This is a genomic window from Pseudomonas sp. BCRC 81390, assembly GCF_030341915.1.
In the GTDB taxonomy this organism is placed as follows: domain Bacteria; phylum Pseudomonadota; class Gammaproteobacteria; order Pseudomonadales; family Pseudomonadaceae; genus Aquipseudomonas.
Genome location: NZ_JATAAG010000069.1, coordinates 35,225 through 55,672, shown reverse-complemented (window position 1 = coordinate 55,672; position 20,448 = coordinate 35,225). Strand labels below are relative to the sequence as shown.

The window sequence follows — 20,448 nt, the reverse complement described above, 5'->3', positions numbered from 1 at the left end:
GTAGCGTGTCCAACAACAACAACGAATCATCGCTGAAAACGTCGAGTTCGCTGGCACAACACAGGGATATCCGCCTGGATGTGCAAGGGCTGCGAGCGGTAGCGGTTCTCGCAGTGCTTGCTTACCACATGAACAGTTCCTGGCTCCAGTCAGGGTATGTGGGTGTCGATGTCTTTTTTGTCATTTCGGGATTCATCATCACGGCTTTGCTAACGGAGTCGGGGCGCCAGATTCACCTGCCGTCGTTCTATGTAAACCGCATCAAGCGAATTGTTCCGGCGTACGCCGTCATGCTGGCAACTGTCAGTGCAGCGTCGTCGATTCTATTTTTAAGTGCTGATTTCGAATTTTTCCACCAGAGCTTGAAGTCGGCTGCCCTGTTTACAAGTAACCAGTACTTTGCGGATTTCGGCAGTTACTTTGCCCCTCGCGCAGAGGAGCTGCCCTTGCTGCATACCTGGTCGCTCGCGATCGAGATGCAGTTCTATCTTTTTTTCCCCGTATTGCTGCTGTGCGTGCCACGTTCCTGGCGTCTGCCCAGCCTGGCGCTGCTCGCAACGGGGCTGTTCCTGTGGAGTGGCATCAGTGTCTCGGAGGGGGGGTACGGCCGTGCTTATTTCGCTTTGCTCGCCCGCATGCCCGAGTTTCTGCTGGGTGGTGTAGTCGCGCTTGGCCTGCGGCATCGAGAAGTACCTGTTCACCTTTCGGCGCTGCTCGGTCTGCTTGGCGCTGCCTTGCTTGCTGTCAGTTTCGTCCTGATTGACAACAAGCATTTTCCGGGCTACTGGTCGATCCTGCCCTGCGTCGGTGCGGCACTGGTGATTGCGGCCCGGCGCGGTCCGGTCACCAGGCTGTTGTCCACACCTTTGCTGGTATGGGTCGGTGGTATTTCCTATTCCTTGTACCTGTGGCACTGGCCGGTATTGGCAGTCGTTCGCTATTACGTGGGGCAATATGAATTGAGTGAGGGATGGCTGATCATTGCTTTGGTCGTCTCGTTCGTCCTGGCGTGGCTTTCCTATCGGTTTGTCGAGCAACCGGCCCGTAAACTATGGGGTGCTCGACGTTTGGCCCCCAGGTTTGCGTTTGCTGCGATCGGGCTTACTTCGATCGTTTTGCTGAGTGCTAAATTCAACCCGCAGATTGTTTCGCCAGTGCCTGTGGAGCAAGCTCGTTATGCAGCGCCCGAGCTGATCTGCCATGGGCAGCAGGTCGGGGAGTGCAAGCGCGGCCTGGCCAGCGCCGTGCCAACGATTCTCGTCATTGGTGACAGTCACGCTGCCCAGCTCAATTACTTTCTGGATCAGGCAGGTGCCGAACAGGGTGTAGCGTATCGTGTGCTCACTGCCAGCAGTTGTGTGCCGATCCCCGGTTTCGATGTCGAGCGCCTGCCTGAGTATGCCCAGCAGCCTTGCCGCTCACAAATCACTGCAGTGAAGCAATCTTTACTAACAATGGATAAGGTGATCATTGCGGGTATGTGGCAATACCAGATGTCGAGCCCTGCATTCGTCAAGGCATTGCGGGCATTCTTGAGTGATGCCGCGACGGCCCACAAGCAGGTTGTGGTTCTAGGGCAGGTGCCAATGTTCCGTTCGGATGTGCAAAGAGTTCGGCGCTTCAGAGAGCTCGGATTGCCAGCTAGCCTGTCGCTGAATGGTGAATGGAGACTGGCAAACCAGCAGGTCGCGGCGGTCACGGCGGGCGTCATAGGCGTGCATTATGTGGATTTCTCCGGTTCGAGCTTTTTCGCTGACGCACCTTACGAAAATGGTGAGCTCATCTACCAGGATAATCATCATCTCAATGAGATCGGGTCGCGTCGCTATGGGCATTTTGCCGGAAAGCAGTTACTACAGTCGTTTGACCCAACTCAATCCAGCGTGAGTCTCAAGCAATGAATCATTATCAGCATCCGAGTGCAATCGTCGACGAAGGCGCACTGATCGGCAAAGACTCTCGAATTTGGCATTTTGTCCATGTGTGCAGCGGTGCTCGGATTGGCCAGGGCGTCTCTCTGGGGCAAAACGTTTTTGTCGGCAACAAGGTCGTCATTGGCGACCTCTGCAAGATTCAGAACAACGTGTCGGTGTATGACAACGTCACGCTGGAAGAAGGGGTGTTCTGTGGGCCGAGTATGGTATTTACCAACGTCTACAATCCACGTTCGCTGATCGAACGCAAGGATCAGTACCGGAACACCTTGGTGAAAAAGGGCGCGACACTGGGAGCCAACTGCACGATTGTGTGCGGCGTCACCATTGGTGAGTACGCATTCATCGGGGCGGGTGCCGTCGTAAACCGTGACGTCCCCGATTATGCTCTCATGGTTGGAGTGCCCGCCCGTCAGATTGGATGGATGAGTGAGTTTGGCGAGCAGTTGAACTTGCCTCTGTCGGGGTATGGGATGGTAATGTGCGAACATAGCGGTGCTTGCTACACGCTAGAAGGAAGTGTCCTGCGCAAAAAGGAAGTTGGGAAATGATCGAATTCATCGATTTGAAAAAGCAGCAAGCACGAATCAAAAGCGAGCTTGATCTGGCTATCCAGCGAGTTTTGAACCACGGTCAATATATTCTTGGACCTGAGGTGGCCGAGCTTGAAGCCAAGCTAGCTTCCTTTGTCGGGGTCAAGCATTGCATCAGCTGCGCGAACGGTACAGATGCGCTGCAGATAGCTCTAATGGCATTAGGGGTTGGTGCCGGTGACGAAGTGATCACTCCCGGCTTTAGCTATATTGCCACAGCGGAAGCCGCTGCTGTGCTGGGCGCCAAAGCCGTTTATGTTGATATTGAAAAAGAAACATACAATCTCGATCCCCGCTTGCTCGAGAGCAAAATAAACAATAAGACCAAGGCTATTATCCCGGTATCATTATACGGTCAATGTGCGGATTTCGATGCAATCAACGCGATTGCAAACAAGTACGGCATAGCAGTGGTTGAAGATGCGGCGCAGAGCTTTGGTGCGACCTACAAGGATAAGCGCTCTTGTAATTTAAGCACTGTGGCCTGTACCAGCTTTTTTCCGAGTAAGCCTTTGGGTTGCTATGGTGACGGCGGCGCGATGTTCACCAATGATGATGAGCTGGCAGTCGTTATGCGACAAATTGCACGGCACGGGCAGGACCGGAGGTATCATCATATCCGAGTGGGCATGAATAGTCGTCTGGATACTCTTCAGGCTGCCATATTGTTGCAAAAGTTTAAAATTTTCGAAGATGAAGTAATGTCGCGTCAGAAAGTTGCCGCACGGTATGCTTCTCGATTGCAAGGTGTCGACCTTCTGAGTATCCCGCATGTTAGGGAATATGCGACTAGTGTGTTTGCACAGTATACGATTCGCGTCAATAATAGGGCCAGTGTTCAGCAGAAACTTCAGCGTGCCGGGATACCAAGTGTTGTTCATTATCCTATTCCGTTGAATAAACAGCCGGCTGTGGCAGATAGTGAAGTCAAGTTAATCGTGGGCGACGAGGTTGCCGAGCAGGTTCTGAGCTTGCCAATGCATCCGTACATGACGGATCATGATATTGATCTCGTAGCTGCAGCTTTAAAGTGAAGAGCATTCGGTTTGCCTCAATGCTGAACACGGGATTCGTTCGCTCCGTATTATTGGTAGCGGGAGGAGCTCTTGTTTCGCAAGGCTTGATCGTTGCTGTTACCCCGGTGCTGACTAGGCTGTTTAGCCCGGAAAGCTTCGGGGTGCTTGCTGCTTTCACGTCGGTGCTCACGATTCTCGTAGCGTTGGCTTCGCTGAAGTACGAGCTGGCCATTCCTCAGGCCAAGGCTGACAAGCATGCCTTCGAAGTGGCTGTACTTTCTTTTAGTGTGCTGGCTGCACTGGGCCTTCTTGCGACTTTTCTAATCGTTGCACTCTGGATGTTTCCGTGGGTCGAATTACCAGCCTATTGCTGGTTCATTCCACCAGGGTTGTTGTTTGCAGGTGCCTTTCAAATTGCCAGTTACGTGGCAATCCGCAACAAGGATTTTTCCGGGCTGACAGCGGCGAACATTCAACGTAGTGTCGTGCAATCCATTTTGCAGGTTTCCGCAGGGCTGGCAGCATTTGGCAGTGGAGCATTAATTCTGGGATATGTTCTCAGTCAAGGCGCAGCAGGTGCGAAAATCATCAGAAAAGCCTTCACTGGACGAAGCGTTCCAGCAAAGTTGCGGCTGTTAGCGCTGGCCAGAAAGTATAAGCGTTTTCCTGTTATGGCGGCACCGGCCGCGCTCTTGAATGCCGCAGCAATGAATGTATCACCTTTCGTTATCATTTATGCTTATGGTGTGCATGAGGCGGGTTTGTTTGCTTTGGCACAACGGGCGATGGGAGTGCCGATGGCCTTCTTGGGTACTGCGATTGCTAATGTCTATCTGTCGGAGATCCCTCGGTTGGTCGAGACCTCTCCCGATGAAGTCATAGTGTTCTACAAAAGGGCATTAAAAACCTTGGTTGTAATTGGTTTGCCAATCGTATTAGGTGCCGCACTATGCCTGTTTTATACTGTTGAGCTTTTGTTTGGCTCTGGTTGGTCAGGTGCGGCGATACTGATGCTGGTGCTTGTCCCTATGTTTTTTGGGCAGTTCGTTGTCTCGCCATTGAGTCAAACGCTTAACGTTATTGAGCGGCAAGATGTTCAATTGCAATGGGACTTTTTCCGGTTGTGCGTGCCGAATCTCGGTTTTTTGATGGTTGCTCTATCTGGCTTTAGTTTTGTTGAGGCACTTACAAGTTTTAGTGTGCTAATGTTTTTTATGTATGTGATGAATGTCGTGGTGACATTTTGGATATTAAAGCGCCGGCAGGCCGGAATCTTGAGGGTCTATAAATGAAAGTGTTCACTGTTGTAGGTGCCCGGCCACAATTTATTAAGGCTGCCGTTTTGTCCAGGGCTTTGGCAAACGCAGATTTTCCGGTGCAAGAGATACTGGTGCATACTGGTCAGCATTATGACAGCAACATGTCAGATGTATTCTTCGAGGAATTGAGTATACCGAAACCGATGTACAGCCTGGGGCTAGGTGGGGGTACGCATGGCCAGAATACCGGACGGATGATTGAGCAACTTGAAGCGTTGATGCTCAAGGAAAAGCCCGACTGGGTGCTGGTATATGGCGATACGGATAGCACGCTGGCGGGCGCGATTGCTGCGGCAAAGCTGCATATTCCAATAGCGCACGTTGAAGCTGGCCTGCGCTCTTATAATCGTGCCATGCCTGAAGAAATCAATCGTTTGCTAACTGATCATGTTTCAACCGTACTATTTGCGCCGACAGATGTGGCAAAGCGTAATCTCCTTAAAGAGGGGATTGCCGAGGATAAAATTCACATCGTAGGTGATGTGATGTGTGATGCCACCGAGTTTTATAAATCCAAAGCAGTGAAGCCAGTTTGGTTCGATGAATTGGATGTCAAGGCGGGTGAATATGTGCTGTGCACCATACACAGGGCAGAGAACACTGACTCTGAAACTCGGTTGAAGGCTATTCTCGAAGGGATCGAGGCATCCGGGGAAAAAATTGTTTTGCCATTGCACCCCCGGACCAAAAACAAAATCAAGATGCTGGGTGTTGAACTCGCCGGCAATATATTCATTGTTGAACCTGTTGGGTATCTAGAGATGAATTGGCTTGAATCCAATTGCAAGTTGATTGCGACTGATTCGGGAGGAGTGCAGAAAGAAGCGTATTTCCACAATAAACACTGCGTAACACTTAGAGATGAGACTGAGTGGGTTGAACTCGTCGAGCAGAATGTGAATACTTTGGTGGGTGCGTCACCAGACAAAATCTCGTGTGCATTGCGCTCTGATCGGGCAGTTGTATTTGCAGAAGGTCTATACGGAAATGGTGATGCTGCAGGCAATATCATCAAGACCTTAAAGGGCAGAGCTTGAGTGGTAAGCGGTTCAATCATAGGCAGGGGTGATTAAAGTGCAGAGTCTCGGCGCCAAGTTTTTCTCCCCACGATTTGGATTTTATCTTTTCGTGGCCGCTGTAGGTCTTACCTATGGCGTCGCTCCTGCTTTGCTGTATTTTTTTGCTGGCGCGACTGACTATTATCTTAAGTTGTCATTGCTGACACTGGTAGCTTTGATAGCGCTTGTGGTTGGGTACAAGCTGCCTGTTCTTGATGGGCAGTTTAGGCCTGGGGCGGTCAGAGTGATAGTATCCAGTCGATTATTCAATCTCTGTGTCTGGAGCTTTTTCTTCGTATTCGCGTTCTACACATATTACACCGCTCCTTCAATACCGTTGATAAGCGCCATTCAGGGTGCTGGGGCCGATGAGTTGAGCCAGCAGAGAGGCGACTTTTTCAAAGGGCGAACCGGCTTCGAGACTATTCTGCTGTATTTAAGTACCATTTTCACAACGGTACTTATTCCGTATAGCTTGGTGGTGATGTTTCTGAAGAAATCACCACTGCGCTACCTATTTTTGTTTGTCGCTTTTGTTTTTTGTATCAGCTTCCTACAGAAGTCTCTATTTCTGAACGTTTTCCTACCTGTCATGGTGTGTTTTGCGTTGGCTGGAAAGTTGTCCTTAAAATCGTTAGCTTTATGTCTGGCTTTGGCTATTTCGGTATTGATGGCTGCGGTTTTTCTCTCGCTGGGTGGCGGGGAGGCAGGGGAAATAAATGCTGGCGGTGCTCCGCTGGCTGAGTATTTCTCAGCTAAGTATCTTCCATCTGGAGCGAGAGACTACTTCATTTGGCGTGCTTTTGCGGTGCCTCTTTTTACCGCAACCGATACCTTGCTGGTGCAAACCGAAATTTTCAAGAATGATTTTTTGATGGGCTCAACAAGTCTGCTGATCTCTGCACTTACCGGGATGGAACGAGTTAATATCGAGCGCTACGTTTTTCAGCACCAATTCGGTAGCTGGAACGAAATTGCGAATGCGAATGCTGTTTACATAACGGATGCTTATGTCAATTTCGGATGGGTAGGTGTGATCGCGTTCAGCATGCTGGTAGGTCAGGTGTTCAGGTGGTTTCGGCTATCGTATGACATTGCGTTCAAGTCCCTTTGGCCGATATTTGCTTTCACTCTTTATTCAGCATCGCTGATCGGCATGCTCATCAGTAATGGTTTTGCTTACATATTGTTCCATGCTCTGCTCATTAGAATTAGCTTGGGGGCCGTGGCGCAGGAAAAATTTCCGCTGACTACGCTCAGTCGTGTGCATTAAGGAAGCACGTGAGATGAATATAGTTTTTATAGTGCATTACTTTCCGCCAGTTAACAGTTCTGGTGCGAAGCGGGTTGAGGCTATCTCAAAATACCTGGCAGCCGACGGTCATGACGTTACAGTGATTACTACAAGAAAAACGGCGTCAGACGGTGGATTTACTGAGGCCTATCCAGAACGGGTGCGAGTGCTTGAGCTTGATCATTTTGGACGCTTGAGGCCCTCCGAAGAGACTTCGGGTGCTTTCGAGCCCATGTACACAGGAAAACCTTCGCTCAAAAGGCGGATAAAAGACCTCGTATTAAATGTGTTGGGCCAAGTACCAGATCCGCGTTTGCCTTTTGCGTTGTCATTCCTCAGTCCTGGGATGCCCCCACAGGTAAAAGAGGTACTCGCGAGAGCTGATGTCGTTATTGGTTCTTCGCCGCCCTGGCCGCTATTGCTGGCAGCGGTTATTTGCAGAAAACGCTTCAAAGTACCTTGCATTCTGGATTACAGGGATCACTTCAGTGAATGCCACGAAATGCCGGGTGGACGCTTTGCAAAATGGTTGGAGCTTAAGATCGACCGATGGTTGGTTGCGAATGCCAGTCAGCTCGTCACTATTTCGGAGCCGATGAGCTCCTATTACCGGACGATGTCCCCGAGCGTCGTAACCATCATGAATGGTTACGATCATGAAGTGTTAGACGCTGCCAGGCTGCGTGCAAACCTGCCAAGCCCCCATAAAATTGTGCTTCGGTATATGGGTATTGTTTCGCCTGGGCGTGTTCCTCACAATATCATGAGCGCCTTGGTTCGATTGAAGAAGCATGCTCCGGAGCTTTTTGAACGTTTCCAGATTGAATATTATGGTGGTGCGGACTTGATAAGGGATGCCTTGGAAAAGCGGTATCCAGATATTAAGTCAGCTTACTCATTCCATGCTGCAGTGCCCTATCAAGATTCGCTTCGGCTGATCGTCGAGGCTGACTATCTGTTGTTCGCCGAAACATCGTCTACGCAAACGCTTAGCGCTCAGGGTATCTTGACGACGAAGCTTTTCGAATATATTGGGGCTGGGCGTCCGGTGCTAGGTGATATATCGCATGAATCACTGGCTGGCTCATTTCTTCGCCGTGCGGACGAGAAGAATGTTATTGGTGTCACTCCGGATATATTTTTCGAGGCTTTTAATGCTGCTAATTTCTACCAGCGAAAGCCTAATGTTGTTTCTGATTTCGCTCAAGGTCTGTCGCGTCGTGCTCAAGCCTATCAATATGCAGATGTCATTCGCCAAGTAGTGGCAAGAGAGCAAGAATGAATTCTAAACATGTAAGTTACAAGATCTGCACTCGATGCATCATGGATACATCGGACCCAAATATTTCGTTCGATGAAAATGGTGTCTGTGAATATTGCGCAAACTTTGACAATGCCATCAAGCCAAACTGGGATACCGGAGCGCGTGGCGAGTCGGAACTTATGGCATTGGCGGCCAAAATCAAGGCGCACGGCAAAGGCAAGGATTTTGACTGCATCATTGGTTTGAGTGGTGGCCTGGATAGCTCTTATGCTGCCTATATCGCTACAAAAGTCATGGGGCTCAGGCCGCTACTGTTCCATGTCGACGCGGGTTGGAACACCGATCAGGCCGTTGGAAACATTGAGCGGCTGGTCGACGGTCTCGGATTGGACCTCTATACCGAAGTGATCAACTGGGAAGAAATGAAGGACCTGCAGGTGGCTTTCCTGCGTGCGCAGATTTCTGATCAGGATCTGCCGCAGGATGCCGCCTTTTTCTCGGGGCTCTATAAATTTGCACGGAAGCACAAAATCAAATATGTGTTGACGGGCGGTAACTATTCGACCGAATGCTGCCGTGAACCTGAAGAGTGGGGCGGTTATCCAGGTATCGACAAAACGCTTTTCAACGATATCCATGGTCAGTTCGGCAAGCGTGCGCTGAAGACCTTCCCGCTGGTGGATATTCTAACCTACAAGATTTACTACCAGCGTATTCTCGGTATGCAGATTGTAAAACCTCTCAACCTTGTGCCCTACATAAAGGCCGATGCAGAGGATACGCTCGAGCGCCTGTTCGGTTGGAAACGGTTTAAACACAAGCACCATGAGTCGCGCTTCACGCGCTTTTACGAAGACTACTGGATGCCACGTAAATTTGGCTACGAGAAACGGCGCGCGCATTTTTCCAGCCTCATCATGACCGGCCAATTAACGCGCGAGGCCGCGCTGGAGCGCATCGCCAAGCCCGAGATGGACGAAAACTTCCTCAAGTCCGAGTTCGAATACGTTGCCCACAAGCTGGACTTGACTGTCCCTGAGCTTCAGGGCATTTTCGAAGGCCAGAACAAGACCTTCCACGACTACAAAAACAAGCGTTTCCTGATCGGCATAGGGGCGCGCGTCCTCAGTGCAATCGGATTGGAAAGAAGGCTGTTCAGATGATCACCATCATTGATTATGGTCTGGGCAACATCCAGGCTTTTGTAAACGTCTATCGGCGTTTGCACATCCCGGTGGCGGTTGCACAAACCGCTGCACAGCTGGATGGTGCGAGCAAGCTGATCCTACCCGGCGTTGGAGCCTTCGATCACGCAGTCGAACGGCTTGATGCATCGGGCATGCGTGCGACATTGGAAGAGCTGGTGCAAGGGCACAAGATGCCGGTGCTGGGTATCTGCGTAGGGATGCAGATTCTTGCCAATAGCAGCGAGGAAGGCCGCCTGGCAGGCCTGGGCTGGGTGCCAGGGCGGGTACGCTCGTTCAAGTCAGTGCCCAACCTCAAGGACCTGCCTTTGCCTCATATGGGCTGGAACGATGTGGCTTCACTTGACGACAACCCGCTGTTCAAGGGTTTGGAAGACGAAGCCCGGTTCTATTTCCTGCACTCGTTCTTCTTTGACTGCGAGCAAGATGGGCACCGAGCAGCGATGTCAACGTATGGTCTGGAGTTCAGCTGTGCCGTTCAGGCAGGAAATGTCTATGGCGTGCAGTTCCATCCCGAAAAAAGCCATCACTTTGGCGTCGGCCTGTTGAAAAACTTCGCAGAACTGTGAGCGGGAACTGACAAATGCTAAGACCACGGATCATTCCATGCCTTCTCATCCAAGATGGAGGGCTGGTGAAGACGGTCAAGTTCAAGGATCCGAAATACGTCGGAGATCCCATCAATGCGGTGAAGATCTTCAACGAAAAGGAAGCCGATGAACTGATCGTGATTGATATCGACGCCACTGCTCATGGCGCCGAGCCGAACTATGCCCAGATCGCCAAGCTGGCAGCGGAATGCCGCATGCCGTTGTGCTACGGCGGGGGTATCCGCACTGCCGAACAAGCCAAGAAGATTATCCAGCTCGGGGTCGAGAAGGTGGCCATCAGTTCCGCCGCGCTCGAAAACCCACGGCTGGTAACCCAGATTGCCGAGGAAATCGGCAGTCAGAGCGTGGTGGTCGTGCTGGACCACAAATCGCGTTTGTTGAGCAAGCATCAGGAAGTATGGACGCATAACGGCACGCGCAATACCAAACGCAGTGTTGTGGAGGTGGCACAGGAGCTGGAACAGCTTGGTGCGGGTGAGATCGTGCTCAATTCGATCGAAAACGACGGCAAGATGAAGGGCTATGACCTGGAATTGGCCGGCAAGCTACGCGCCGCGGTAAAGATTCCGATCACCATCCTGGGCGGTGGTGGATCTCTGGAAGACATGGCCAGTGTGGTCGAGGCATGTGGCGTCGTTGGTGTGGCGGCGGGTAGCTTCTTCGTCTTCAAGGGTACCTATCGAGCTGTGCTGATCAGCTACCCCAGTGCCCAGCAGAAAGAAGAGATCATTTATTCCGTTCTACGAGCCCGCTAACCTCCAGCGCGCGTCGCAAGGGTCAGATCATATGTTCAAAGGCAAGAAGCTCCTCATCACTGGCGGTACCGGGTCTTTTGGTAACGCTGTGCTCAAACGCTTTCTCGACAGCGATATTGCCGAAGTGCGCATTTTCAGTCGCGATGAGAAGAAGCAGGACGATATGCGCAAGCGCTACGACAGCGCCAAACTGAAGTTCTACATCGGTGATGTTCGTGATTACCAAAGCGTGTTGAACGCCACGCGAGGGGTGGACTATATCTTCCACGCGGCCGCTCTGAAGCAGGTACCATCCTGCGAGTTTCACCCGATGGAGGCGGTAAAAACCAATGTCATCGGTACCGAGAACGTGCTTGAGGCGGCGATCCAGAACCAGGTGCAACGTGTGGTCTGCCTCAGTACCGACAAAGCGGTATACCCGATCAACGCCATGGGTATTTCCAAAGCCATGATGGAGAAGGTCATGGTGGCGAAGTCGCGTAATCTCGACCAGACCAACACGGTCATTTGCGGCACGCGCTATGGCAACGTCATGGCATCGCGGGGTTCGGTGATTCCGCTGTTTATCGAACAGATTCGTGCGGGAAAGCCATTGTCGATCACTGACCCGAACATGACCCGCTTCATGATGACCCTGGCAGACGCAGTGGACCTGGTGTTGTATGCCTTCGAGCATGGCAACAACGGGGATCTGTTTGTGCAGAAGGCCCCCGCTGCCACGGTCGCAACCCTGGCCAGCGCTTTGACTTCGCTGCTTGGCAAGCCTGAGCACCCCGTGCAGGTAATTGGCACTCGTCACGGCGAGAAACTCTACGAGGCTTTGCTCAGCCGTGAGGAAATGGCCTGTGCCGATGATATGGGCGATTACTTCCGGGTGCCGCCTGATTTACGCGACCTGAACTACAGCAAGTACGTCGAGCAAGGTGAAGAAAAGATCTCCCGGACTGAGGATTACAACTCGCATAACACCGAGCGCCTGGACGTGACAGGCATGCAGGCGCTGTTGCTGAAACTGGAATTCATCCAGGCCATCCAGCGTGGCGAACATGCTACCCCGGAGGAGTGAGTGATGAAGGTTCTGGTTACCGGTGGCAACGGCTTCATCGCGCGCAATCTCCTGGTTCACCTCCAAGAGCGAGAGGACATCGAGGTGAGCCTTTTTGTTCGTGGCGATGACCTGAGTGCCCTGAGCCTGAAAGTGAATGAGGCGGATTGCATTTTCCATCTGGCGGGCGTGAATCGCCCACAGGATCCTGCCGAATTTGGCAGTGGTAACAGCGAACTTACCCAGCAGCTGTGCAATGCGATCAAGGCCTCCGGACGCAGGATACCGGTGTTGTATTCGTCCTCCACCCAGGCCGAGCGCGATAATCCGTACGGGCTCAGCAAGATTGCGGCTGAGCGGGCGTTGATGAAGCTGCATCAGGAAAATGCGACCCCGGTGTACATCTTCCGTCTGCCCAACGTGTTTGGAAAATGGGCGCGGCCTAATTACAACTCGGCTGTGGCTACCTTCTGCAATAACATTGCGCACGACCTGCCGATCCAGATTCATGACGAATCTGCAGCATTGGACCTGGTTTATGTTGACGATGTGGTCAGCAGGTTCATCGCCATCATGGATGGAGAGACGCCAGGCTGCGGGCTGGTTGCAGTTGACCCGGTCTACAGTACCACCGTGGGCGAACTGGCCAGGCAGATACGCCGCTTCCGCGACAGCCGCGACACGCTGGTTACCGAAAACGTTGGTGTCGGCCTTGTCAGGGCGCTGTATTCGACGTACCTGAGCTATCTGCCGCCCACTGCATTCACCTATGAAGTGCCCAAGTACGGCGACCCGCGCGGCGTCTTCGTAGAAATGCTGAAAACCCCCGAGGCTGGGCAGTTTTCCTACTTCACGGCGCACCCGGGCATCACGCGTGGCGGTCACTATCACCACTCGAAAACTGAGAAATTCCTGGTTATCAAAGGCAAGGCCAGCTTCCGCTTCCGTCAGGTGGTGACAGGCGAGTTCTATGAACTGCAGACCAGCGGCGAGTTGCCAACGATTGTCGAGACGGTGCCAGGCTGGACCCATGACATCACCAACATTGGTGATGATGAAATGATCGTAATGCTCTGGGCCAATGAAATCTTCAATCGTGAACACCCGGACACTTATACGCTTCCGGTCTGCCCCTGACATGGCTGGCCCAGGAATGAGGTTTGTATGAAAAAGCTCAAGATCGTCACCGTTGTTGGAACACGTCCAGAAATCATTCGCTTGTCCAGAGTTCTGAGTGCACTCGACGAGCACTGCGAGCATGTCTTGGTGCACACCGGACAGAATTACGACTATGAGCTGAATGAGATCTTCTTTCAGGACCTGGGCATTCGCAAACCGGACCACTTCCTGAATGCCGCTGGCGCTTCCGGTGCAGAAACTATCGGTAACGTTATCATTGCAGTGGATCGCGTACTGGCTGAAGTAGAACCTGAAGCGCTGCTGGTGTTGGGCGACACCAACAGCTGCATGGCAGTGATCTCTGCCAAGCGCCGCAAGATTCCAACCTTCCACATGGAAGCAGGTAATCGCTGTTTCGACATGCGCGTGCCCGAAGAAATCAACCGTCGTATCGTAGATCATACTGCCGATATCAATCTGACCTATAGCACCATTGCCCGCGATTACCTGTTGCGCGAAGGTTTGCCGGCTGATCGAGTGATCAAGACCGGTAGCCCGATGTTCGAAGTGCTAAACCATTACCGTGACGGCATCGACGCATCAGATGTGTTAGATCGGCTTGGGCTGGTAGCGGGCAGGTTCTTCGTGGTCAGCGCGCATCGTGAGGAGAACATCGACTCAGACAAGAACTTCCTCAAGCTGGTCGATACGCTGAACACCGTTGCCGAACAATTCGACATGCCTGTCATCGTGTCTACTCACCCCCGCACCCAGAAGCGCGTTGATGCAATGGGGGTTACCTTCCACGCAAATGTTCGCTTGCTCAAGCCCTTGGGTTTCAAGGACTACAACAAGCTGCAGCTGACCTCCAGGGCCGTGCTGTCCGACAGCGGTACCATCAACGAAGAGGCATCAATTCTCAACTTCCCGGCTTTGAATATCCGCGAAGCGCATGAGCGCCCCGAGGGGATGGAGGAAGCCGCGGCAATGATGGTAGGACTGGATAAAGAACGTGTGCTGCAGGGGCTGGGTATTCTCGAAAGCCAACTGCGCGGCGAGCAGCGTAGCCTGCGGCTGGTAGCTGACTACAGCATGCCCAACGTTTCTGACAAGGTGGTGCGCATCGTTCATAGCTACACCGACTATGTAAACCGCACGGTCTGGAAACGGTACTGAATCTGTGGAAGAACAATACGGCAAGAAGCTGAGGGTTTTGGTGGTCAGCCAATATTTCTGGCCGGAGAACATGCGGATCAACGACATGGTCCGTGACTTCACGGGAAAGGGCCACGAAGTCACGGTGTTGACGGCTTGGCCAAACTATCCCGAAGGCAAGGTTTTCCAGCCCTACAAAGAGAACCCCGAACAGTTCGGCAATTACGAAGGGGCTGAAATTGTGAGGGTGCCTCTGGTCCCCCGCGGCAAGCGTAGTATCCAGCTAGTCGCCAATTACCTTTCCTTCGTGTTGTCGGCTTCTGTGATGGGGCCGCTGAAGCTCAGGGGCAGGGAGTTTGACGCAATATTCGTTTATGCAGTTTCGCCGATTCTGGCTGCGATTCCTGCTGTGGTGCTTCGCCGCCTGAAGCGTGCACCACTGTTCATCTGGGTGCTCGACTTGTGGCCGGAAACGCTGCGGGCAGTCAATGTCATCCACAGCCCCAAGTTGTTGGGGCTGGTAGGCTTGGCGGTGTCCTGGATATACAACCGTACCGATTACTTGCTGCTGCAATCTCACGGTTTCTTCGAAAACGTGCGCCGTTACTGCACCAAACCCATCGAAGCCGATCGGCTGGTGTATTTCCCAAGCTGGGCCGAGGATGACTTCCTGGTTACCACAAAGGGGCCCTCCACGCTGGTCGAGGCCAATAGCGAGACCTTCACCGTGGTGTTCGCCGGTAACCTAGGGGAAGCACAGGATTTTCCGGCAATCCTCGATGCTGCGCAGGCGTTGCGCGGAAAGGTTGCGGTGCGCTGGGTAATTGTAGGCGATGGCCGCATGAGCGGCTGGCTGGAAGAGCAGGTACGCAGTCGGTCGCTGGACAATGTGTTGTTGCTGGGTCGCCATCCGTTGGACGAAATGCCGCCGCTGTTTGCGCAGGCGGACGCCTTGCTGGTATCACTGCGGACCAATGACGTCTTCGAGAAGACCATCCCTGGCAAGGTTCAGGCATACCTGGCATCCGGTCGCCCGATACTCGGTATGATCAACGGAGAAGCTGCACGCGTGATCCAGGCGTCTGGAGCAGGGTTTGCCTGCGAGTCAGGCAATGGCGAGCATTTGGCTGGCATCACCCTGCAGATGGCTCAGTTGCCTGCTGTACAACGGCAACAAATGGGCGAAGCCGGGCGGCGCTATTACGAACGAGAGTTTGCCCGGCCCGCATTGTTGACCCGCTTGGAACGCCTATTTAGCAACGCCACAATGAGAAGGTCAGGACGATGAGTCACAAGGTTTTTCTTACCGGAGCCAGCGGCTTCGTAGGAAGTGCGATTCTGCGCAGGCTCGTGGCTGACGGAACCCCCGTGGTTGCTGCTGTCAGACAGGGGAGCGTGGCACCCTCAGCATTGGTAAGATGCGTACAGTTCCGGTCGTTCGAGGAAAATAACGATTGGGATGGAGCCCTGGCTGGGTGTGATGTCGTTGTTCATAGCGCGGCGCGTGTTCACGTGATGAATGACACGGAAAGCGATCCGTTGGCCGCGTTCCGACGGGTCAACGTAGAAGGGACATTGACGCTCGCGCGCCAGGCGGTTGCAGCCGGGGTCAAACGGTTTGTATTCATTAGTTCGATCAAGGTGAACGGTGAAGGTACCCAGCCTGGCCGGCCTTTTTCCGCCAGTGATACCCCGCAGCCGCAAGATCCTTATGGCGTTTCAAAGCTGGAGGCGGAGCGCGCATTGCTGGCGTTGGCGCATGAATCCGGACTTGAAGTGGTCATCGTCCGCCCCGTGCTGGTATATGGGCCAGGTGTAAAGGCCAATTTCCTCAACATGATGCGCTGGCTGGACCGTGGCATACCACTGCCGTTCGGGGCCATACACAACCGACGAAGCCTGGTAGCCCTGGATAACCTGGTTGACCTGATTGTCACATGCATTGGTCATGAAGCGGCAGCCAATCAGGTATTTCTGGTCAGTGATGCAGAAGATCTGTCCACCAGTGAGCTTCTAATACGAATGGGCCAAGCGCTGGGCAGGCCTGCTCGGCTATTACCGGTCCCGGCAGGTTTCCTCAGCGCTGCTGCCAAAGCGCTAGGCAAAGAAGGGTTGGCTCAACGCCTGTGCGGATCGTTACAAGTAAATATCGAGAAAACGCGGGATTTGCTCGGCTGGTACCCTCCAGTAACGGTGGATACTGCGCTTGAAGCAGCCGCTAAGCACTATCAGGAATACGATAAGAAATGATGCTTTTGTGGTTTCTCCCGGCCATTTTGGTTCTGTCACTCGTGATGACAGCGGGCTTGCGCCGCTATGCGCTGGCACGCAGTGTGCTGGATGTGCCCAACGCACGTAGCTCGCATACGGTTCCTACGCCAAGGGGCGGCGGAGTGGCAATTGTCCTGACGTTCCTGCTAGCGATGGTTGGCCTCATGCTGGCAGGTGCCGAGCAGATCAATACGTTGCTGGCATTGGGAGGGGCGGGAGCGTTGATTGCGATCATCGGGTTCATGGATGACCATGGGCATATCGCCGCTCGCTGGCGACTCCTCGGACACTTCGTCGCGGCAGCCTGGGTGCTTGGCTGGCTGGGCGGGTTGCCGTCACTGGTAATGCTCGGCTGGACCTTGGACCTGGGCTGGCTGGGCGGGCTTCTGGCTGCTTTTTACCTGGTGTGGTTGCTCAATCTGTATAACTTCATGGATGGCATTGACGGCATTGCCAGCGTCGAAGCCATTACTGCGTGCCTTGGCGCGGCGTGGCTTTACTGGCTCACAGGCCTAGGCGATAACGCAGTGCTGCCGTTGCTGTTGGCGGCGGCGGTTGCAGGTTTTCTTTACTGGAATTTTCCCCCTGCGAAGATTTTCATGGGCGATGCGGGTAGCGGGTTTATCGGCATTGTGTTGGGCGGGCTTTCGTTGCAGGCAGCATGGCTGTCGCCATCCATGTTCTGGTGCTGGCTGATTTTGCTGGGCGTCTTCATTGTTGATGCGACCTATACCCTTGGCAGGCGCCTGCTGCGCGGTGACAAGGTTTATGAGGCGCACCGCAGCCATGCTTATCAATTCGCCTCCCGCGCTTATGGCAAGCACCTTCCGGTTACCATCGCGGTTGCAGCGCTCAATGTCTGCTGGCTGCTGCCAGTCGCCTACTGCGTTGCCCGGCTCGGCCTGGATGGCGCTTGGGGCGTAGTGTTGGCCTATGTACCTTTGATAGTGCTGGCGATAAGGTTTCGTGCGGGTGACCTGGAAAATTGACACGAGAGTGACGGGACAACGGATTGTCGGTTGAAATATGGAAAGCATTTAGAGGGTTTATGGGAAACGTGCGTACAAAACTGCTCGCTCTGCCTCGTCGGCACAAGCGCCTGTTGCAGGTGATGACCGATATCGTGCTGATATGGGTCGCATTGTGGTTGGCGTTCGTGGTGCGTCTTGGTATCGAAGAGCTGGCTAACCCGATTCTCGATCATTCGTGGTTGTTCCTGTGCGCCCCGGTTGTGTCCATCCCACTGTTCATCCGCTTCGGCCTTTACCGTGCAGTGATGCGCTACTTCGGTAATGACGCGCTCATCGCTATCATCAAGGCCGTGACGCTTTCTGCGCTCATCCTCGGTTTCATCATTTATTGGGCGGGCAACCATCAGAACATCGTGCCGCGCTCGATCACCTTCAACTACTGGTGGTTGAGCCTGATCATGGTAGGCGGTTTGCGCTTGGCAATGCGTCAGTACTTCCTCGGCGACTGGTTTGCTGCTGCGGTGCAGCACGTGCCCTTTGCCCAAAGGAATGACGGCCTACCCAAGGTTGCTGTCTATGGCGCTGGCGCGGCCGGTAACCAGCTTGTCGCGGCCTTGCGTATGGATAAGGTGATGCGTCCGGTCGCCTTCATCGATGACGACCCCGGCATTACTGACCGGGTTATTGCTGGCTTGCAGGTTTATCGTCCTGACCAGTTGCAACAGATGATCGATGTAACAGGGGCTGAGCAAATTTTGTTGGCATTGCCCTCCGAAACCCGTACTCGTCGTCGCGAAATTCTCAACTTCCTCGAACGTTACCCCCTGCATGTGCGCAGTATGCCCAGCTTTATCGACTTGGCCAGTGGCAAGGTAAAAGTCGATGACATTCAGGAAGTAGACATTGCCGATTTGCTCGGGCGTGACCCCGTACCGGCCCAAAGCGACTTGCTTGAGCGCTGCATTGCAGAGCAGACAGTACTGGTTACCGGTGCCGGCGGTTCTATCGGCTCTGAGTTGTGTCGTCAGATCCTGGGCCAAGGGCCGAGGAGATTGCTGCTGTTGGATCACAGCGAATTCAACCTTTACAGCATACTTTCCGAACTGGAGCAGCGTGTAGCACGAGAGTCGCTGTCGGTTTGCCTGCTGCCGATGCTGGGGTCGGTCCGCAATCAGGCGCAGATGCTCGACATCATGAAAACCTGGCGGGTCGACACCGTCTACCATGCCGCCGCCTACAAGCACGTGCCGATGGTGGAGCACAACATCGCCGAAGGGCTGATGAACAACGTCATCGGCACCTTGCACACCGCTCAGGCCGCGCTGCAGGCAGGCGTTGCCAACTTCGTGCTGATTTCAACTGACAAGGCCGTACGCCCCACCAATGTGATGGGCAGCACCAAACGCCTGGCGGAAATGACCCTGCAAGCCCTGAGCCGCGAAGTGGCGCCAGTACTGTTCGACGACAGCGGCAACGTCTCGCAGGTGAACAAGACTCGCTTCACCATGGTCCGCTTCGGCAATGTACTCGGCTCGTCGGGTTCGGTGATTCCGCTGTTCCATAAACAGATCAAGGCCGGCGGCCCGCTCACCGTCACTCACCCAAAGATCACCCGTTACTTCATGACCATTCCCGAGGCAGCCCAGTTGGTAATCCAGGCGGGTTCCATGGGCAAGGGGGGTGATGTGTTCGTGCTCGACATGGGCGAACCAGTGAAAATCGTGGAGCTGGCCGAGAAGATGATTCACCTGTCCGGTTTCAGCGTGCGTTCCGAGCGTAACCCGATGGGCGATATCGCCATCGAATTCACCGGGTTGCGGCCAGGCGAGAAGCTTTATGAAGAACTGCTGATTGGCGATAACGTGATTGCCACCCGCCACCCGATGATCATGAGCGCCAACGAAGACTTCCTGCCCTGGGACACACTCAAGGACACGCTGCGCCAATTGCTGGCGGCAGTGGAAGCAGACGATTTCGTGCGGGTACGCCAGTTGCTGCGTGAAACCGTCAGCGGCTATGCACCGGAAGGCGAGATTGTTGACTGGATTTACCAGCAACGACGTCTCGAGCCCTGACCCGCCGAAGTGCAGCGCCGAAGGGTCACCAGTTGTCCCCGGCGTTGCGCGGCGCCTTCGGGGGGCAGCCGGCATGTAACCAATTTTCAAGGCAGTTAAATGAAAGCAACCCCCCTCGCAATACCCGAAGTCCTGCTACTTGAGCCAAACGTCTTCACCGATGACCGCGGATTCTTCTTCGAGAGCTTCAACCACACAGTCTTCGAGCGCCTGGTACAGCGTCCCGTCAACTTCGTCCAGGATAACCACTCCAGCTCGCGCCGGCATGTACTGCGCGGCTTGCATTACCAGGTGCATCAACCACAGGGCAAACTGGTAAGAGTAGTCGCCGGTGATGTGTTCGATGTCGCGGTAGACTTGCGCCGTTCTTCGCCTACGTTCGGCCACTGGGTCGGGGCCCGTCTTTCAGCGCACAACAAGCAGCAGATGTGGATTCCGGAAGGTTTCGCCCACGGTTTTGTCGTGTTGTCCGATCATGCGGAATTCCTGTACAAGACCACAGATTACTACGCCCCCCAGTTCGAGCGTTGCCTGGCTTGGAATGACCCCACCGTTGGTATTCAGTGGCCTGTCGAGCGGCCATTGCTGTCAGGCAAGGATCAGGTTGGCACAGCGCTGCGGGATCTGGATTGCTTCGATTGAGCAAACAGTCTATGCAGGGGTAGGGAAGTAGCACGACGATATCATCTTCCTGCTCGGCTGCAGCGCCGAGCGGCTAGAATCCAGAAGATGCAACAGCAGACCATGACAGCGGAAGCAGACG

At 53.7% G+C, this 20,448-nt stretch carries 18 protein-coding genes; all 18 read left to right on the top strand.

What is annotated here, in order from left to right; all coding sequences use genetic code 11:
- Window positions 1-68 precede the first annotated feature (68 nt).
- A complete protein-coding gene (locus tag QSV36_RS21665) occupies window positions 69-1,901 on the top strand; it encodes an acyltransferase family protein (protein WP_502945745.1) in 1,833 nt (610 codons plus the stop codon).
- The gene (wbpD, locus tag QSV36_RS21660; RefSeq protein ID WP_289134328.1) at window positions 1,898-2,485 is read left to right on the top strand and encodes a UDP-2-acetamido-3-amino-2,3-dideoxy-D-glucuronate N-acetyltransferase; all 588 of its coding nucleotides are present in this window, start codon (window positions 1,898-1,900) and stop codon (window positions 2,483-2,485) included. Before QSV36_RS21665 ends, wbpD begins: the two co-directional genes overlap by 4 nt.
- The gene (locus QSV36_RS21655; RefSeq protein WP_289134326.1) at window positions 2,482-3,561 is read left to right on the top strand and encodes a DegT/DnrJ/EryC1/StrS family aminotransferase; all 1,080 of its coding nucleotides are present in this window, start codon (window positions 2,482-2,484) and stop codon (window positions 3,559-3,561) included. The genes wbpD and QSV36_RS21655 overlap by 4 nt, the downstream gene beginning before the upstream one ends.
- Entirely contained in the window at window positions 3,558-4,835 is a 1,278-nt protein-coding gene (locus QSV36_RS21650) for an oligosaccharide flippase family protein (RefSeq protein WP_289134325.1), read from the top strand. The genes QSV36_RS21655 and QSV36_RS21650 overlap by 4 nt, the downstream gene beginning before the upstream one ends.
- Window positions 4,832-5,899: a non-hydrolyzing UDP-N-acetylglucosamine 2-epimerase gene (wecB, locus tag QSV36_RS21645; protein ID WP_289134323.1), complete on the top strand. Its 1,068-nt coding sequence runs from the start codon at window positions 4,832-4,834 to the stop codon at window positions 5,897-5,899. Before QSV36_RS21650 ends, wecB (QSV36_RS21645) begins: the two co-directional genes overlap by 4 nt.
- 37 nt (window positions 5,900-5,936) lie before the next feature.
- Complete coding sequence (locus QSV36_RS21640; RefSeq protein ID WP_289134321.1) at window positions 5,937-7,193, top strand: hypothetical protein; 1,257 nt, start codon at window positions 5,937-5,939, stop codon at window positions 7,191-7,193.
- A 13-nt stretch (window positions 7,194-7,206) separates the two neighbouring features.
- Window positions 7,207-8,496, top strand: a complete 1,290-nt coding sequence (locus tag QSV36_RS21635; RefSeq protein ID WP_289134319.1) for a glycosyltransferase — start codon at window positions 7,207-7,209, stop codon at window positions 8,494-8,496.
- Entirely contained in the window at window positions 8,493-9,641 is a 1,149-nt protein-coding gene (locus tag QSV36_RS21630; RefSeq protein ID WP_289134318.1) for an N-acetyl sugar amidotransferase, read from the top strand. The genes QSV36_RS21635 and QSV36_RS21630 overlap by 4 nt, the downstream gene beginning before the upstream one ends.
- On the top strand, window positions 9,638-10,252 hold the full coding sequence (hisH, locus tag QSV36_RS21625) for an imidazole glycerol phosphate synthase subunit HisH (RefSeq protein ID WP_289134316.1): 615 nt from the start codon (window positions 9,638-9,640) through the stop codon (window positions 10,250-10,252). Before QSV36_RS21630 ends, hisH begins: the two co-directional genes overlap by 4 nt.
- A 14-nt stretch (window positions 10,253-10,266) precedes the next feature.
- On the top strand, window positions 10,267-11,049 hold the full coding sequence (locus QSV36_RS21620; RefSeq protein ID WP_289134315.1) for an AglZ/HisF2 family acetamidino modification protein: 783 nt from the start codon (window positions 10,267-10,269) through the stop codon (window positions 11,047-11,049).
- Window positions 11,050-11,080: 31 nt separating this feature from the next.
- Entirely contained in the window at window positions 11,081-12,115 is a 1,035-nt protein-coding gene (locus QSV36_RS21615; RefSeq protein WP_289134313.1) for a polysaccharide biosynthesis protein, read from the top strand.
- A 3-nt stretch (window positions 12,116-12,118) separates the two neighbouring features.
- Window positions 12,119-13,231 (top strand): UDP-2-acetamido-2,6-beta-L-arabino-hexul-4-ose reductase, encoded by a 1,113-nt coding sequence (gene wbjC, locus QSV36_RS21610; RefSeq protein WP_289134311.1) that lies wholly within the window; start codon window positions 12,119-12,121, stop codon window positions 13,229-13,231.
- A gap of 27 nt (window positions 13,232-13,258) precedes the next feature.
- Window positions 13,259-14,389, top strand: coding sequence for a non-hydrolyzing UDP-N-acetylglucosamine 2-epimerase (gene wecB / locus QSV36_RS21605; protein ID WP_289134310.1), 1,131 nt, complete (start codon window positions 13,259-13,261; stop codon window positions 14,387-14,389).
- A 70-nt stretch (window positions 14,390-14,459) separates the two neighbouring features.
- The gene (locus QSV36_RS21600; RefSeq protein WP_289134715.1) at window positions 14,460-15,656 is read left to right on the top strand and encodes a glycosyltransferase family 4 protein; all 1,197 of its coding nucleotides are present in this window, start codon (window positions 14,460-14,462) and stop codon (window positions 15,654-15,656) included.
- On the top strand, window positions 15,653-16,618 hold the full coding sequence (locus tag QSV36_RS21595) for a UDP-glucose 4-epimerase family protein (protein ID WP_289134308.1): 966 nt from the start codon (window positions 15,653-15,655) through the stop codon (window positions 16,616-16,618). The genes QSV36_RS21600 and QSV36_RS21595 overlap by 4 nt, the downstream gene beginning before the upstream one ends.
- The gene (locus QSV36_RS21590) at window positions 16,615-17,628 is read left to right on the top strand and encodes an MraY family glycosyltransferase (protein ID WP_289134307.1); all 1,014 of its coding nucleotides are present in this window, start codon (window positions 16,615-16,617) and stop codon (window positions 17,626-17,628) included. Before QSV36_RS21595 ends, QSV36_RS21590 begins: the two co-directional genes overlap by 4 nt.
- Before the next feature lie 59 nt (window positions 17,629-17,687).
- The gene (locus QSV36_RS21585; protein WP_289134306.1) at window positions 17,688-19,685 is read left to right on the top strand and encodes a polysaccharide biosynthesis protein; all 1,998 of its coding nucleotides are present in this window, start codon (window positions 17,688-17,690) and stop codon (window positions 19,683-19,685) included.
- A gap of 99 nt (window positions 19,686-19,784) precedes the next feature.
- Window positions 19,785-20,327, top strand: a complete 543-nt coding sequence (rfbC, locus tag QSV36_RS21580; RefSeq protein ID WP_289134304.1) for a dTDP-4-dehydrorhamnose 3,5-epimerase — start codon at window positions 19,785-19,787, stop codon at window positions 20,325-20,327.
- Window positions 20,328-20,448 lie beyond the last annotated feature (121 nt).

What these genes read in the sequence shown, in the direction of transcription:
- QSV36_RS21655 (WP_289134326.1), top strand. Translation starts at nt 2,482, where the DNA reads ATGATCGAATTCATCGATTTGAAAAAGCAGCAAGCACGAATCAAAAGC.
- QSV36_RS21620 (WP_289134315.1), top strand. Translation starts at nt 10,267, where the DNA reads ATGCTAAGACCACGGATCATTCCATGCCTTCTCATCCAAGATGGAGGG.
- QSV36_RS21590 (WP_289134307.1), top strand. Translation starts at nt 16,615, where the DNA reads ATGATGCTTTTGTGGTTTCTCCCGGCCATTTTGGTTCTGTCACTCGTG.
- QSV36_RS21595 (WP_289134308.1), top strand. Translation starts at nt 15,653, where the DNA reads ATGAGTCACAAGGTTTTTCTTACCGGAGCCAGCGGCTTCGTAGGAAGT.
- QSV36_RS21635 (WP_289134319.1), top strand. Translation starts at nt 7,207, where the DNA reads ATGAATATAGTTTTTATAGTGCATTACTTTCCGCCAGTTAACAGTTCT.
- QSV36_RS21600 (WP_289134715.1), top strand. Translation starts at nt 14,460, where the DNA reads ATGCGGATCAACGACATGGTCCGTGACTTCACGGGAAAGGGCCACGAA.
- rfbC (WP_289134304.1), top strand. Translation starts at nt 19,785, where the DNA reads ATGAAAGCAACCCCCCTCGCAATACCCGAAGTCCTGCTACTTGAGCCA.
- QSV36_RS21585 (WP_289134306.1), top strand. Translation starts at nt 17,688, where the DNA reads ATGGGAAACGTGCGTACAAAACTGCTCGCTCTGCCTCGTCGGCACAAG.
- QSV36_RS21630 (WP_289134318.1), top strand. Translation starts at nt 8,493, where the DNA reads ATGAATTCTAAACATGTAAGTTACAAGATCTGCACTCGATGCATCATG.
- wecB (WP_289134310.1), top strand. Translation starts at nt 13,259, where the DNA reads ATGAAAAAGCTCAAGATCGTCACCGTTGTTGGAACACGTCCAGAAATC.
- wbpD (WP_289134328.1), top strand. Translation starts at nt 1,898, where the DNA reads ATGAATCATTATCAGCATCCGAGTGCAATCGTCGACGAAGGCGCACTG.
- wbjC (WP_289134311.1), top strand. Translation starts at nt 12,119, where the DNA reads ATGAAGGTTCTGGTTACCGGTGGCAACGGCTTCATCGCGCGCAATCTC.
- hisH (WP_289134316.1), top strand. Translation starts at nt 9,638, where the DNA reads ATGATCACCATCATTGATTATGGTCTGGGCAACATCCAGGCTTTTGTA.
- QSV36_RS21615 (WP_289134313.1), top strand. Translation starts at nt 11,081, where the DNA reads ATGTTCAAAGGCAAGAAGCTCCTCATCACTGGCGGTACCGGGTCTTTT.
- wecB (WP_289134323.1), top strand. Translation starts at nt 4,832, where the DNA reads ATGAAAGTGTTCACTGTTGTAGGTGCCCGGCCACAATTTATTAAGGCT.